Source organism: Metalysinibacillus jejuensis, from assembly GCF_003057615.1.
GTDB lineage: Bacteria > Bacillota > Bacilli > Bacillales_A > Planococcaceae > Metalysinibacillus > Metalysinibacillus jejuensis.
This window is the reverse complement of sequence record NZ_QAFW01000001.1, coordinates 81,310-95,863: the sequence shown is the minus strand read 5'-3', so window position 1 is coordinate 95,863 and position 14,554 is coordinate 81,310. Positions and strand designations below refer to the sequence as shown.

Sequence of the window (14,554 nt, the reverse complement as noted above, 5' to 3'; positions counted from 1 at the left end):
TTTCACTTTATTTTACTGGTGCATCTGCTACTAATTCGATTTCGTGTAATTGTGTACCATCAATATAATCAATATTGTAGTTTTTCACACGTTTATTTACAGGAACAATTTCTGTACGGAAGTACGTTGGAATTGTTGTAGCTTGCTCAGCCATATATTCTTGCCAAGCACGGAATGCTTTTGCACGGTGAGTTGCATCCATTGATTCTTTAGAATCAATATCCGTTAATAAGTTTGTTAATTCGTCTGAAACGATACGAGCGAAGTTAAACTCTGCTTCTTTACCATATAAACCTGCTGGTGATGGGTTAGTACCTGTACCCCATGCAGCCATAAACATATCGATTTCTGGATCATCAGCTTTTACTTTCTCGTAGAAGCTTTGGAATTCAATTAAACGACCTGTCGTTAATTGTACGTCAATACCTACTTCTTTCCAGTTTTGACGGTAGTATTCAACGATTGCTTCATCTGTATCAGAACCTGACATTGCTGCTAAGTTTACTACAAATGGTTTGCCCTCTTTATCTTCACGAATACCATCGCCATCTACATCTTTGTAGCCAGCTTCTTCTAATAAAGTTTTAGCTTTTTCTGGATCGAATGTAATCCCTTCTAATGAATCATCATAGAATGAAGCAAATACTGGTGGAATTAGTGAGTTACCACGAGTACGTAGACCTTGGTAGAATTCTTTTGTTACTGACTCAACATCAATTGCGTAACCCATTGCTTGACGTAACGCTTTGTCATTCATTTTTGCATTTTCATCTGTAACGTTTACTTTGTTTTCTTTATCATATTTACCTAATTTAAATGATAGGTAAGAGTATGCTAATTCTGGACGACCTAATACATCAATGTTTTCTAAATCTTTAACATTGTCATACTGTGTTGCTGGGAATGAATCGACAATATCAAATTTACCTGATTTAATTGCCGTAGCTGCTGAAGATGATGGTACAGTTTGTAACACAATCTTATCTAGCTTAGGCTCTCCACGCCAGTAATGTTCGTTTTTCGCAAATTGTACAGATTCACCTGGTACGATTTTTTCAAATTTAAATGCACCTAGTGTAACTGGGTTTTTACGTACTGCATCCGATGCTAATAAATCTGCTACTGGAATGCTTTCTAATTGGTGCTTAGGTGCAGCATAGCCCCATAAACCATCACCGCCACTGAAAATAGCTGGCGATAATTTTTTAAATGAGATTTCTAATGTTGTATCGTCTACCTTTTTAAGACCAGCAATTGTATCTGCTTTACCATCATGGTATTCTTCAACACCAACGATGTTACGGAAGTCGCCATCATAGCGTACACCCGGGTAATCTTTATCTGCAATAATTTGATAAGCATAAATTAAGTCTTCGATTTTAAGCGGTTCACCATCAGACCATTTTACACCTTCACGAATTGTAATTGTCGCTTTGTTAGCATCTGCATCTACTTCTAATTTACCAATACCTTCATCTGTAATTAAGAAATCTTCACCTGTATCAAATAATGAGTTTGTTGCAAAGCCCATAATTGTTGAGTCATAAGCGTCGTCATATAACTCCCAAGAGAATACACCTTGGAATGGTGAATCTGATACCATACCATATTGTAATGTACCGCCTTTAATTGCTTCACCTTCATTTTCAATTTTAAGTGGAAGCGTTGCTGTTTCCTCTTTGTCCTTGCTTGATGTGTCATCATCTTTTTTGTCTGTGTCTTTGGTGTCAGTGCCGCCACCGCTACATGCTGCTAATGCTAATAGCGCAGCAAAAAGCAATGCGAGTAATGATAGACTTCTCTTCTTCATGTTACTTCCTCCCTTATTATCCTAATCTTTGTCTTGCGTCGGCCGCACGTCGAAGCGCTTGACCAACATAATTTATACCAAGCATCATTACAAGAATGAATAATGATGCGGGTAACCATACCCACCACTTGCCTGCAAGTACTACAGGGTTAGTAGCATAACTTACCAATGTTCCTAAGCTAGGTACTGAAGGTGGTAAACCAAAACCTAAGAAAGATAAACCTGTTTCGATACCTACGTTACCAGCGAAACTTAATGTTAACTCTACGATTAAAATAGAGCTTAAATTAGGTAGTATACCTTTAAACATAATAGCTAAGTCGCTCGTTCCCATTGTTTTCGAAGCACTTACATAATCTCGTCTTGCTTCTGATAATACTTTACTTCTCACGAGCCTTGCTGTACCAACCCACCCGAATAAACTAATGACTAAAATAAGGTGAAACGGTGTATATTCAGGAATAATTGTAATCATAACGATAATAATTAATAATGTTGGTAGCGTCATAAAGAAATCAATAATACGCATAATTATATTATCAATAACGCCACCATAATACGCTGCTGCTAAGCCGATTATAATACCGGCAATTGACGTAATAAGCGTTACAGAAATCGCAATATAAATGGAATTTTTAGCGCCAATAATGAGTTGCATTAAAATGTCTCGCCCTGCTTCATCAGCACCTAAAACGTAACCGTTTACCCCCGGCTCTGTATAGCGTTGCAGTAGCTTAACTTTCATCACTTCATCAATATCAATAAAGAAATAACTTGCAATGTATACACCGATAATTAAAGCGGTAATAAAGATGAATGAAAACATTGCAATCTTATCTTTTTTAAATTCTCGTAAAACGACTTTCATTCCTGTTGGTGGCACACTTTCTACCACTACTTCTTGTTGCTTTTCTTGTTCCATAGCGTCTTCACTCCCTCTCTATTAATCAATGCGAATACGTGGATCTACGATACTCATAATAATGTCAGACAATAAACTACCCAGTAATGTTAAAAAACCAAATAACATAACTAATGTAGTAATAACACTATAATCTCGAGTGAGTACAGAGTTAACAAATAATTGTCCCATACCAGGGTAACCAAAGATTGTTTCAATAAAAATTGAGCCACCTAGTAGTCCTGTAATCGTAAACCCTAAAAATGCTGCAATGGGTAATAAAGAATTTCGGAAGATATGACGCGTATATACTTTACGCATTGGCACACCTTTACTACGTGCTGTTTTTACGTAATCTTGCGTTTGTGCATCAATTACTTCACTACGTAAATATTGAATGATACCTGTAGTGCCTAAAACAGCGTACGTAATCGCTGGTAATAACATATGATGTATGCGGTTCCAATAATAACTAAGCGTTCCTTCTTCAATGCCTACATCAACCGTACCACTCGTAGGGAACCAGCTCAACTGATAACCAAATACATATAAGAAGATGAGCGACAACACGAATGTAGGTATAGCGTAACTAATAAAGCTATATAACACTACTGTCTTATCGACGAACGTATCCTTATAGCGACCTGCAATAACACCTAAAGGGATAGCAAGTGCATACACTAAAATCACGCTAAATAGCGATAGTAAAAATGTGTTATACGCTCTTTCACCTATCAATGAAGATACGCTGCGCTTATACGTATAACTTTTACCAAAGTCACCTTGTGCTACGTCTTTAATCCAGTTGACATACTGCATAGGTAGTGGATCATTTAACCCCGCTTGTTCACGCAGTTCTTCAATACGTGAAGGATCCGTTTCTGGCGTAATTAAACCTGAGAATGGATCACCAGGCATCTTTTGCGCGAGAAAGAAAATAATTAAACTAAGCACAAAAAGCTGTGGGATCATAACTAAAATACGTCGAACGACTGTTTTCCACATAATTACTCGCCCTCCCCAGTTGGTAGCATTGCGACATAGTGCGTTTCAGTCAATGGGCGAATGGGATACACTTTGCCGTCTTTATCATAAAATTTATGTTGTTGCTCTCGATATAATTGCTCTACACGTAATCGCTCTTCCCTGCGTTCCTTACGTGTTGCAGGTTCGATATTCGGAATAGCTGATAATAGTCGGTGCGTATAAATATGTTGCGGATTTGTATAAATATCTTTGCTCGTTCCACGCTCTACAAATCGACCACGGTACATAATCGCAATATCATCACACATATGCTTAACTACACCTAAATCATGCGAGATAAATAAGTAACTTAATCCGTATTCATCTTGAATATCTTGCATGAAATTTAAAACTTGGGCTTGAACCGATAAATCGAGCGCTGATACTGGCTCATCCGCGATAATTAACTTCGGTTTACACGCTACTGCACGAGCAATGCCTAGGCGTTGTCGCTGTCCCCCAGAAAACTGGTGGGGGTATTTATATTTCGCATCCTCTGGCATACCGACAATTGCTAATAGCTCATTCACCCGGCGATTTTCCTCATCAGGTGTCATCGTTGTAAAATTGCGAATAGGTTCTGCAATAATATCGATAACACGCTTTCTCGGATTCATACTTGAGTGAGAGTCTTGGAAAATCATTTGCACATCGCGATTATAAGACGAGCCTCTTTTTCTTCGTTCATTTGTTACATCTTTGCCCTCATACGTAATGCTACCAGCTGTTACTTTTTCCAAGCCGATAATCGCTTTACCTGTTGTGGATTTTCCGCAACCTGATTCACCGACAAGCCCATATGTTTTTCCTTTTTCAAAGGACATACTCACTCCGTCTACAGCATAAACATTATCAACGACCGTATTAAAAAACCCTCCACGTATTGGGTAATGCACACATAAGTTTGTAATTTCCATAAAACTCATACTACATCGCTCTCCTCTTCAAAATGAAAACGCTGCCAACATGTACAGCGTACAAAGTGGTCTGGTGCTACTTCATGCATGCTAGGTGATGCTTCATGAATATCTTGTGGCATCCACGGAATACGTGACGCAAAGCGGCAACCTGTACGTGGCAAGTTTTTTAAAGAAGGTACGATGCCATGAATGACATTTAACTTTTGCCCTTCTGTGTTCATTTGCGGAATCGAATTTAATAGTGAGCGCGTATACGGATGCTTTGGGTTTGTAAACAATTCATTTACCGGAGCTTCTTCAATGACTTGTCCCGCGTACATCACAGCAACACGGTCCGCTACTTCTGCTACGACCCCAAGGTCATGAGTAATTAAAATAATGCCAGCTCCTGTTTCTGACTGTAACGCTTTCAATAAATCTAAAATTTGCGCTTGAATCGTCACATCGAGTGCTGTTGTCGGTTCATCTGCAATAATAACAGCGGGTTTGCAAGACAATGCAATCGCTATCATAACGCGCTGACGCATACCACCTGATAGCTGATGTGGAAACTGTTTTGCAGTACGCTCGGGATTAGGAATGCCTACCTGTTGTAAAAGTTCAATTACACGTTTATTGCGCTCCTCTTTATTTAGTTTAGTATGATAGATCAACGATTCCTCAATTTGCTGTTCGATTCGCATAAGTGGATTAAGTGCAGATAATGGATCTTGGAAAATAAAACCGATTTCTGCGCCTCTAACATTGTTGAATTGTTCGTCTGTCATTTGTACAAGATTTTGATTATTATAGTTAATTTCCCCATCTACCTTTGTATTTTCTGTATTATGCAGGCCTACAATTGATGTGGCTAACGTACTTTTACCACAACCTGACTCCCCTACAATTGCTAAAACTTCATTTTTACGAAGTGTTAATGTGACATCATCAACGGCTGCAAAGTAATCGTCTTTGATGCGAAAGCTAGTCGATAAATGATTAATCTCTAGCAAAATATCTGTTTTGCTCACTGTAGCAACCTCCTTTTACATTGCAAAAATATTATATTAATAATTCTGATTATCACGTAAATTTTGAATAATGTAAACCTCTTTATTTAGAATTTTATGTTATCTCACATAAAAAGCATGTTTTATAACCATTTATCTATAGTTAACTTAAGATTTTACTAGTACACTTTGACTACGCTTTAAAGATTTTATACATACGTTGCATAATTTTTGGGCTGTAATTATATTTGTATAAGTGTAAACGTCAATTTCTCAACAAAAAAAGCGCTATTTTCTCGTTTCCGAAAAAATAGCGCATTCTTTTTTTATAATTCGCCTGCTTTTAATTTTGCATGCCATTCTTTTAAGAAAGGTGCGTTTTCTTCTTTAATTGAACCTGCCTCCGTTGCCGCTTCAATTAAATAATCAAAATTCGTTAAGCTTGCGTATGTTACACCAATCTCATCAAATGCTTTTTCAGCACGTGGTAGATTGTAAGTATACACACAAACTACACCTACAACTTCACAGCCTGCCTTACGCAGTGCTTCGACAGCAGTAATCGAAGAACCACCTGTTGATACGATATCTTCAACTACTACAACCTTTTGACCGGGTGCATATTTACCTTCAATTTGATTGCCGCGCCCATGCTCTTTTGCTTTTGAACGTACATAAACCATTGGTAAATCTAAAATATCACTTACCCAAGCAGCATGCGGAATGCCTGCCGTCGCTGTACCCGCTACAACTTCTGTTTCTGGGAAGTTTTCTTTAATCAATGTAGCTAAACCGTTAGCGATTTGCTTACGTGCTTTTGGATCAGAGATTGTTAGGCGTGTATCACAGTAAATTGGTGATTTGATACCAGAAGCCCATGTAAATAAATCAGTTGGATTAAGTTCTACTGCTCCGACGCTAAGCATAGCGTGTGCAATTTCGTTTTGTAATGTCATAATTAGTTGCCCTCCCATAATGTACGTACCGTTGTGTATGCAAGTTGTGGTTCTGCTGCTTGTGTGATAGCACGTCCTACTACAATTTGTGTTGCGCCGTCACGTTTTGCACCATCTGGTGTTGCAATACGCTTTTGGTCATGCGTTTCGCCGCCTGCTAAACGAATGCCTGGTGTTACTCGTAAGAAATCAGCGCCGCAAACTTCGCCAATCATGGCTGCTTCGTGGACAGAGCATACTACGCCATCAAGCCCTGCTTCTTTTGTTAATTGAGCGTAATGCTTCACTGCATCATTAAGTGAAAGCATAATTTTCTGCTCACGTTGCATTTGCTCTTCTGTTGTAGAAGTTAGCTGTGTTACAGCAATTAACTTAGCGCGCTCTTGTCCTTTTGGCGTACCTTCTTTTAATCCTTCAAGTGCTGCTTCCATCATTGGACGACCACCTGCCGCATGTACGTTAACCAAATCCACGCCTAGCTTAGCTAAGCCGCGCATTGCTGACTTAACTGTGTTAGGAATATCATGAAGTTTTAAATCTAAGAAAATATCATGGCCCATATTTTTAATAGTTGTAATAATGCTTGGACCTTCTTGTAAATACAGCTCCATGCCGACCTTTACAAATAGACGCTCATCAAATTGTTGCAAAAATGCTACGACTTCTTGCTCAGTCGAAAAATCTAGCGCAATAATAGGATTGGTGTTCATTAGCGGTGGCTCCTTCCGATAATTTCTGAAATATGCGTTACGCCAAGTGCATCTAGTTTAGCTGGTAGTGCTTCAACTAAATTTGGACATACAAAATGATCAACAAAGTTCGCTGTACCTACTGCAACAGCGGAAGCACCTGCTGACATAAAGTCAATCACATCTTGTGCGTCTGTAATACCACCCATACCAATGATTGGAATGTTAACAGCATTGTATACTTCATACACCATACGAATAGCAACAGGTTTTACGGCTGGGCCTGATAGACCACCTGTTTTATTAGCAATAACGGGCTTACCTGTGCGCTCATCTAAGCGCATACCAACTAATGTATTAATCATCGTAATACCGTCTGCTCCGCCTGCTTCTACAGCCTTAGCAAGTTCCACTACGCTCGTTACGTTAGGTGATAGCTTCACATAAACAGGTACTTGTGATACAGCCTTAACCGCTGCTGTTAGTTCTTGAGCCGTTTGTGGGTCTGTACCAAACTGGATACCACCACACTTAACATTTGGGCAGGAAATATTTAGCTCTAGTGCTTTAACATTCGGTGCAGTTGAAATACGTTTAGCTACTTCAACATAATCAGCTGTCTCTGAACCCGCCACGTTAGCAATAATAGGTACATCATATTGTGCTAACCACTTCAATTCATTATTCATAACATGCTCAAGCCCTGGGTTTTGTAAGCCAATAGCATTTAGCATACCTGCTGCGGTTTCAGCAACACGCGGCGTTGGGTTACCACGGCGTGGCTCTTCTGTTGTTGCTTTAATCATAATAGCCCCAAGCTTTTCAAGGTCATATAGTTTTGCGTACTCTTGACCAAAACCAAAACAACCTGAAGCGGGCATGATAGGATTGCGTAAATCTAAACCTGGTAATTGCATAGCTAAGCGATTCATAATGCCACCGTACCTTTCGGGAATACTGGACCATCTGAACATACTTTAACGTAGTCGCGTTCATCTTGATCGGTTGTATCACATACACATGCGAAACAAGCGCCAATGCCACAGCCCATGCGCTCCTCAAATGATAAGTAACCTGGTTTGTCTGGGTAGTAGGCTTCTAATGCGCGTAACATTGGCATTGGACCACATGAATAAAAGACATCAAATTCAGGCTGAAATTTGTTTAATACGTCTGTTACGAACCCTGTGTGACGGTGCGTGCCGTCTACGGTCACATATTGTGTTTCGCCTAAAGCTAAAAATTCATTTTCATAAAAACATACTTCTGCCGTTTGGAAGCCCATCACATGGATGGTTTTCACACCTTTAGCATTAAGTTGTTTAGATAGTTCATAGAGCGGTGGCACACCTATACCGCCACCTACAAGAAGTGCCGTGTCTCCCGCTTTAACCGCATCTAATGGGAAGCCGTTACCAATCGGGCCTAATACGTCCACTTGGTCTTCTTCGCGTTTAGTCGCTAATACTTGGGTGCCGCGGCCTTCTGCACGATAAATCATCGTAAACTCGCTTAATTCTTTATTCACATTGGCAATACTAATTGGTCGTCGTAATAAAGGCTCAAGTGCATCCGTCACGCGAATATGAACAAATTGCCCAGGAGACATGTCCTGAACAATTTGTCCGCGTAACGTAATTTCATAAATGTTTTTAGCAATTTGAGCTTGGCGAACGACCTTCATTCGCTCTTGCTGCATATTATTTTACCTCCGCCTTTGGCATTTGCTCTGCTGTAAATGTCATTGACTCGATTACACGTAGCATCGCCTCTGCTGTATCTAGTGATGTTAAACAAGGTACGCCATTTTCTACAGATTCGCGACGAATACGGAAGCCATCGCGCGCTGGTTGTTTACCTTTTGTTAATGTGTTAACAACGAGTTGTGCTTCACCATTTTGAATGACATCTAATAAAGTTGTACCTTTTGCTCCGATTTTTTCAACAATATCTGTACGAATACCTGCTTGTTCAAACGTTTTCGCTGTACCTTCTGTTGCTAAAATACGGTAACCTACTGTTGAGAAGCGTTTAGCTAGGGCAATTGCCTCTTCTTTATCTTTATCCGATACCGTAAATAATACCGAACCGTGCGTTTGAATTTCCATACCTGCTGCAACTAAACCTTTGTAAAGTGCTTTTTCAAGCGTCGCATCTTTACCCATTACTTCACCTGTTGATTTCATTTCAGGTCCAAGCGTAATATCAACGCGGCGTAATTTTGCAAAGCTGAATACCGGTACTTTAACGAACACACCTTGTTGTTCTGGTGCTAAACCTGTTGGGTAGCCTTGTTCTACAATTGACTCGCCTAAAATGGCTTTTGTTGCAATGTTTGCCATCGGGATATTTGTAATTTTACTTAAGAATGGCACTGTACGACTTGAACGTGGGTTAACTTCAATAACGTACACTTCACCATCTGAGATAACGTACTGGATATTCATTAAACCTACAATTTTTAAGCCGCGAGCTAAGCGCGTCGTATAGTCTGTTAATGTTTCGATTTGTTTTGGTGTTAATTTTTGTGGTGGGTATACAGAGATTGAGTCACCCGAGTGAACACCCGCGCGTTCAATATGTTCCATAATACCTGGGATTAATACATTTTCACCGTCACAAATTGCATCAACTTCAATTTCGTTACCTGTTAAATAACGGTCAATTAATACTGGGTGGTCTGGTGATGCTTCAACCGCGTGTTCCATATAGTGTTCTAACTCTTCTACGTTATAAACGATTTCCATCGCACGTCCACCGAGTACGTATGAAGGGCGCACTAATACAGGGAAGCCGATTTCCTTACCAATGACTACAGCTTCTTCTTTAGAAATTGCTGTTTTGCCAAGTGGTTGTGGAATGCCGATTTCATGAAGCGCACGTTCGAATTTATCACGGTTTTCTGCACGGTCGATATCTTCAAGTGTTGTACCTAAGATTTTTACACCGTTTGCTTCTAGTTTATCTGCTAAGTTAATCGCTGTTTGTCCACCAAACTGCACGACAACACCTTTAGGTTGTTCAAGATCAATAATATGCATAACATCTTCAATCGTTAATGGCTCAAAGTATAATTTATCTGAAATTGAGAAGTCTGTTGATACGGTTTCAGGATTTGAGTTAATAATAATAGCTTCATAGCCCGCTTCTTTAATTGCCCATACCGAGTGAACCGTTGCGTAGTCAAACTCAACCCCTTGACCGATACGGATTGGACCTGAACCAAGTACAATTACAGATTCTTTATCTGTTTTTACAGACTCATTTTCTTCTTCATATGTGCCGTAGAAGTATGGCGTGTTTGATTCAAACTCGCCTGCACATGTATCAACCATTTTATACACAGGAATAATGCCATGCTCTTTACGGAAAGCATACACTTCTGCTTCTGTTGTTTCCCATAGTTCTGCAATTTTGCGGTCAGCAAAGCCTAAACGTTTTGCTACATAAAGTGTATCTTTATCTTGTTTATTGTCCGCTAATGTTTTTTCCATTTTAACGATTTTATCAAACTTCTCTAGGAAGAATAAGTCAATCGCTGACCACTCATGAATTTGTTCAATTGTTACACCACGACGTAATGCTTCACCTAAGAAGAATAAACGCTCATCTCCCGCTTTACGGATACGTTTTTCAATCCATGCATCGTCATGTTCTGCACCATTTTTAAGCTCTAAGTGGTCTAGTCCCATCTCAAGTGAGCGCACAGCTTTTAACATTGCTTCTTCAAATGTGCGACCAAGTGCCATTACTTCACCTGTTGCTTTCATTTGTGTACCAAGGTTACGTTTTGCTGATTCAAATTTATCAAATGGCCAGCGTGGAATTTTTGCTACAACATAGTCAAGTGCTGGCTCGAAGCAAGCGTATGTTGACTCTGTAACAGGGTTTTTAATTTCGTCTAATGTTAAACCTACAGCAATTTTAGCTGCAAGCTTTGCAATCGGGTAACCTGTTGCTTTTGAAGCTAATGCCGATGAACGCGACACACGTGGGTTAACTTCAATTACATAATACTGGAAGCTATATGGATCTAGTGCAAGCTGTACGTTACAGCCACCTTCGATTTTCAATGCTCGGATAATGTCTAATGAGATATTACGTAGCATTTGGTTTTCGCGGTCAGATAATGTTTGTACAGGTGCTACTACGATTGAGTCACCTGTATGAATTCCTACAGGGTCAACGTTTTCCATGTTACATACTACGATGGCGTTGTCTGCTGCGTCACGCATTACTTCGTACTCAATCTCTTTATAGCCTGCGATTGATTTTTCTAGTAAACATTGTGTTACTGGTGAGTATTTTAAGCCTGACGTTACGATTTCTTCTAAATCTTGGTCATTATAACAAATACCACCGCCTGTGCCACCTAGCGTGAAAGCAGGACGCACGATAACAGGGTAACCAATACGTTCAACAAATGCTTTTGCTTCATCTAAGTTATGGATAATGTCAGATTCAGGTACAGGTGCACCTAGTTCATACATTAAGTTACGGAATAAATCACGGTCTTCTGCCTTATGAATCGCATCTAATTTTGTACCTAAAATTTCTACGCCTAATTCCTTTAAAATGCCTGACTCTTCAAGCTCAATTGCCATGTTTAACCCTGTTTGCCCACCTAATGTTGGTAGCAGGGCATCTGGGCGCTCTTTACGAATGATACGCGATACGAACTCTAACGTGATTGGCTCGATATATACTTTGTCGGCAATCTCTGTATCTGTCATAATTGTCGCTGGGTTAGAGTTAATTAAAATAACACGGTAGCCTTCCTCTTTTAATGAAAGACAAGCTTGTGTACCTGCATAGTCAAATTCTGCAGCTTGTCCAATTACGATTGGGCCTGAGCCGATTACTAAAATAGTTTCAATATCTGTACGTTTAGGCATTTTGTTTCCCCTTTTCTGCTTCATTTTCCATCATTTCAATAAAGTCATCGAATAAGTGGTTTGAATCTTCTGGACCTGGTGAACCTTCTGGGTGGAATTGCACCGCGAAAATTGGATATTTCGTATGACGTACACCTTGTACTGTACCGTCATTTAACGCAATATGTGTAATTTCTAAATCTGTGTTTTTTAATGAGGCTTCATCAATTGCATAGCTATGGTTTTGTGATGTTAACTCTGTACGACCTGTTGCTAAAGATTTAACAGGATGGTTACTACCACGATGGCCAAACGCTAATTTAAATGACTTCGCACCGCTAGCCATTGATAAAATTTGGTGCCCTAAGCAAATACCGAACATCGGTACTTTACCGATAAGTTCTTTTACGATTTCTACAGCTTCTGGAATATCTGCTGGGTTACCTGGGCCATTTGATAATAAAATACCATCTGGATGCCACGCTAAGATTTCCTTAGCTGGTGTGTTATAAGGTACGACTAACACGTCGCAATCACGCTTATTTAATTCGCGTAGTAGACCGTGCTTCATACCATAATTAATTACCACGACACGCATACCACGACCTGGACTCGGATAAGCCGCTGTTGGCGATACTTGTTTAACGTGATCTGTAATTAGTGGCGTCGCTTTTAGCTGTGCTACAATCTCTTCTACGTTTACTTCTTCGTTAGCTGCTGTAAGGATAGCGCGCACTGTACCCGCTTTACGAATGATGCGCGTTAATTTACGGGTATCAATCCCTTCAATACCAGGCACATTTTTTGAAGCTAAGTAATTATCTAACGTCTCATCACAACGGAAGTTAGATGGATGCTTTGCTAGTTCACGTACGACTAAGCCACGAATTTGAGGCGTAATACCTTCAAAGTCATCACGGTTAATACCGTAGTTACCGATTAACGGGTATGTTAGTGTTACGATTTGACCGTAAAATGAAGGATCTGTAATTTCTTCTTGATAGCCTGTCATCCCTGTAGTAAATACGACTTCTCCTTGAGAAGCTGCTTCGCTACCGAAAGCAAAACCTTTAAATACTGTACCGTCTTCTAAAATAAGCATACGTGTTTTCATTGTGCGTCCTCCTGATATACGATTTCACCTTCGAAAATAGTCATAACAGGCCAGCCTTGTACGACTTTTTCATTAAATGGTGTATTTTTACCTTTTGAAACAAATGTTGTGCGATCAATGGCTTGCTCTTTAGCAAGGTCAATTAGTACAAGATCCGCCACAGCGCCTTCTGCTACTGTACCATAAGGTAGGTTAAAGACTGCTGCTGGTTTAACTGTCATCCAGTCAATTAATTGCTTTACTGTCCACTCGCCCGTTTTTACAAAGCGCGTGTACAGTAGTGGGAACGCAATTTCAAAACCGTGGATGCCGAATGGTGCATCTGTCATACCGTTTGATTTTTCTTCTTCGGTATGAGGCGCATGGTCGGTTGCAATGCAATCGATTGTGCCATCTAGTAAACCTTCGCGTAGCGCTTGTAAATCTTCTTTACCACGTAATGGTGGGTTCATTTTCCAGTTTGCATCATCTGAAGGAATATCGTCCTCACATAGTAATAAGTGGTGTGGTGTTACTTCAGCTGTTACGTTTACGCCAGCTTTTTTAGCATCGCGGATAACGCGTACGGACTCTTTTGTAGATACGTGGCAAACATGGTAGTGTGCGCCCGCTGCTTCTGCAAGTAAAATATCACGTGCGATATGCACTGATTCACATACAGAAGGAATACCTTTTAACCCAAGTTCCTTATTGCGCTTACCTTCATGCATTACGCCACCGTAAATTAATGAATTATCTTCACAGTGTGCAACTACTGCCATATCAAGTTTAGCAGCATCCTGCATACACTCAAACATCGTTGCAGCTGTTTGCACACCTACACCATCATCTGTGAAAGCAAATGCGCCGTGTTGTTTTAAAGCTGCTAAATCTGTACGCTCTTTACCTGCTTGACGAACTGTCAGTGAAGCATAAGGTAATACGCGAATTTTAGCGTTATCTTTAATTAATGTATTCACAAGTTCAAGGTTTTCTACTGTGTCTGGTACTGGACGTGTATTTGGCATTGAGCAAACTGTTGTATAACCACCCTTTGCTGCTGATGCCGTACCTGTTGCAATCGTTTCTTTCTTTTCGCCGCCTGGCTCGCGTAAGTGAACATGTACATCTACAAAGCCTGGTGCTAGTAAGTTACCCTTACCATCAATCACTGTTGCACCTTCTGTTTGTACGTCTCCGATTTTAGCAATCTTACCTGCTTCAATCGCCACGCTTGTGTCGATCAATTCACCTTGCTCGTTTAACATTTTGACATTTTGAATAACTGTTTTCATT

At 40.0% G+C, this 14,554-nt stretch carries 12 protein-coding genes; all 12 read right to left on the bottom strand.

Annotated features, from left to right (window positions below; all coding sequences use genetic code 11):
* Positions 1 to 7: 7 nt before the first annotated feature.
* The 12 genes from DDE80_RS00510 to DDE80_RS00455 all read right to left on the bottom strand — a co-directional run bounded on the left by DDE80_RS00510 (position 8) and on the right by DDE80_RS00455 (position 14,553).
* Positions 8 to 1,810 (bottom strand): oligopeptide ABC transporter substrate-binding protein, encoded by a 1,803-nt coding sequence (locus DDE80_RS00510; RefSeq protein WP_108305734.1) that lies wholly within the window; start codon positions 1,808 to 1,810, stop codon positions 8 to 10.
* Between the two features lie 16 nt (positions 1,811 to 1,826).
* Positions 1,827 to 2,732, bottom strand: coding sequence for an ABC transporter permease (locus tag DDE80_RS00505; RefSeq protein WP_108305733.1), 906 nt, complete (start codon positions 2,730 to 2,732; stop codon positions 1,827 to 1,829).
* 21 nt (positions 2,733 to 2,753) lie between these two features.
* The gene (opp4B, locus tag DDE80_RS00500) at positions 2,754 to 3,716 is read right to left on the bottom strand and encodes an oligopeptide ABC transporter permease (protein ID WP_108305732.1); all 963 of its coding nucleotides are present in this window, start codon (positions 3,714 to 3,716) and stop codon (positions 2,754 to 2,756) included.
* A gap of 2 nt (positions 3,717 to 3,718) precedes the next feature.
* A complete protein-coding gene (locus DDE80_RS00495; RefSeq protein ID WP_108305731.1) occupies positions 3,719 to 4,663 on the bottom strand; it encodes an ATP-binding cassette domain-containing protein in 945 nt (314 codons plus the stop codon).
* A complete protein-coding gene (locus DDE80_RS00490; protein WP_108305730.1) occupies positions 4,660 to 5,667 on the bottom strand; it encodes an ABC transporter ATP-binding protein in 1,008 nt (335 codons plus the stop codon). Before DDE80_RS00490 ends, DDE80_RS00495 begins: the two co-directional genes overlap by 4 nt.
* A 305-nt stretch (positions 5,668 to 5,972) precedes the next feature.
* Positions 5,973 to 6,602 (bottom strand): orotate phosphoribosyltransferase, encoded by a 630-nt coding sequence (gene pyrE / locus DDE80_RS00485; protein ID WP_108305729.1) that lies wholly within the window; start codon positions 6,600 to 6,602, stop codon positions 5,973 to 5,975.
* A gap of 2 nt (positions 6,603 to 6,604) precedes the next feature.
* A complete protein-coding gene (pyrF, locus tag DDE80_RS00480; protein ID WP_108305728.1) occupies positions 6,605 to 7,312 on the bottom strand; it encodes an orotidine-5'-phosphate decarboxylase in 708 nt (235 codons plus the stop codon).
* Positions 7,312 to 8,223, bottom strand: coding sequence for a dihydroorotate dehydrogenase (locus DDE80_RS00475; RefSeq protein WP_108305727.1), 912 nt, complete (start codon positions 8,221 to 8,223; stop codon positions 7,312 to 7,314). Before DDE80_RS00475 ends, pyrF begins: the two co-directional genes overlap by 1 nt.
* Positions 8,220 to 8,990, bottom strand: a complete 771-nt coding sequence (locus tag DDE80_RS00470; RefSeq protein WP_108305726.1) for a dihydroorotate dehydrogenase electron transfer subunit — start codon at positions 8,988 to 8,990, stop codon at positions 8,220 to 8,222. The genes DDE80_RS00475 and DDE80_RS00470 overlap by 4 nt, the downstream gene beginning before the upstream one ends.
* A gap of 1 nt (position 8,991) precedes the next feature.
* The gene (carB, locus tag DDE80_RS00465) at positions 8,992 to 12,186 is read right to left on the bottom strand and encodes a carbamoyl-phosphate synthase large subunit (protein WP_108305725.1); all 3,195 of its coding nucleotides are present in this window, start codon (positions 12,184 to 12,186) and stop codon (positions 8,992 to 8,994) included.
* Complete coding sequence (gene carA / locus DDE80_RS00460) at positions 12,179 to 13,279, bottom strand: glutamine-hydrolyzing carbamoyl-phosphate synthase small subunit (protein WP_108305724.1); 1,101 nt, start codon at positions 13,277 to 13,279, stop codon at positions 12,179 to 12,181. Before carA ends, carB begins: the two co-directional genes overlap by 8 nt.
* The gene (locus tag DDE80_RS00455) at positions 13,276 to 14,553 is read right to left on the bottom strand and encodes a dihydroorotase (RefSeq protein ID WP_108305723.1); all 1,278 of its coding nucleotides are present in this window, start codon (positions 14,551 to 14,553) and stop codon (positions 13,276 to 13,278) included. Before DDE80_RS00455 ends, carA begins: the two co-directional genes overlap by 4 nt.
* Position 14,554: the final 1 nt, after the last annotated feature.

What these genes read in the sequence shown, in the direction of transcription:
- DDE80_RS00510 (WP_108305734.1), bottom strand. Translation starts at nt 1,810, where the DNA reads ATGAAGAAGAGAAGTCTATCATTACTCGCATTGCTTTTTGCTGCGCTA.
- DDE80_RS00505 (WP_108305733.1), bottom strand. Translation starts at nt 2,732, where the DNA reads ATGGAACAAGAAAAGCAACAAGAAGTAGTGGTAGAAAGTGTGCCACCA.
- opp4B (WP_108305732.1), bottom strand. Translation starts at nt 3,716, where the DNA reads ATGTGGAAAACAGTCGTTCGACGTATTTTAGTTATGATCCCACAGCTT.
- DDE80_RS00495 (WP_108305731.1), bottom strand. Translation starts at nt 4,663, where the DNA reads ATGAGTTTTATGGAAATTACAAACTTATGTGTGCATTACCCAATACGT.
- pyrE (WP_108305729.1), bottom strand. Translation starts at nt 6,602, where the DNA reads ATGACATTACAAAACGAAATTGCACACGCTATGCTTAGCGTCGGAGCA.
- pyrF (WP_108305728.1), bottom strand. Translation starts at nt 7,312, where the DNA reads ATGAACACCAATCCTATTATTGCGCTAGATTTTTCGACTGAGCAAGAA.
- DDE80_RS00475 (WP_108305727.1), bottom strand. Translation starts at nt 8,223, where the DNA reads ATGAATCGCTTAGCTATGCAATTACCAGGTTTAGATTTACGCAATCCT.
- DDE80_RS00470 (WP_108305726.1), bottom strand. Translation starts at nt 8,990, where the DNA reads ATGCAGCAAGAGCGAATGAAGGTCGTTCGCCAAGCTCAAATTGCTAAA.
- carB (WP_108305725.1), bottom strand. Translation starts at nt 12,186, where the DNA reads ATGCCTAAACGTACAGATATTGAAACTATTTTAGTAATCGGCTCAGGC.
- carA (WP_108305724.1), bottom strand. Translation starts at nt 13,279, where the DNA reads ATGAAAACACGTATGCTTATTTTAGAAGACGGTACAGTATTTAAAGGT.
- DDE80_RS00455 (WP_108305723.1), bottom strand. Translation starts at nt 14,553, where the DNA reads ATGAAAACAGTTATTCAAAATGTCAAAATGTTAAACGAGCAAGGTGAA.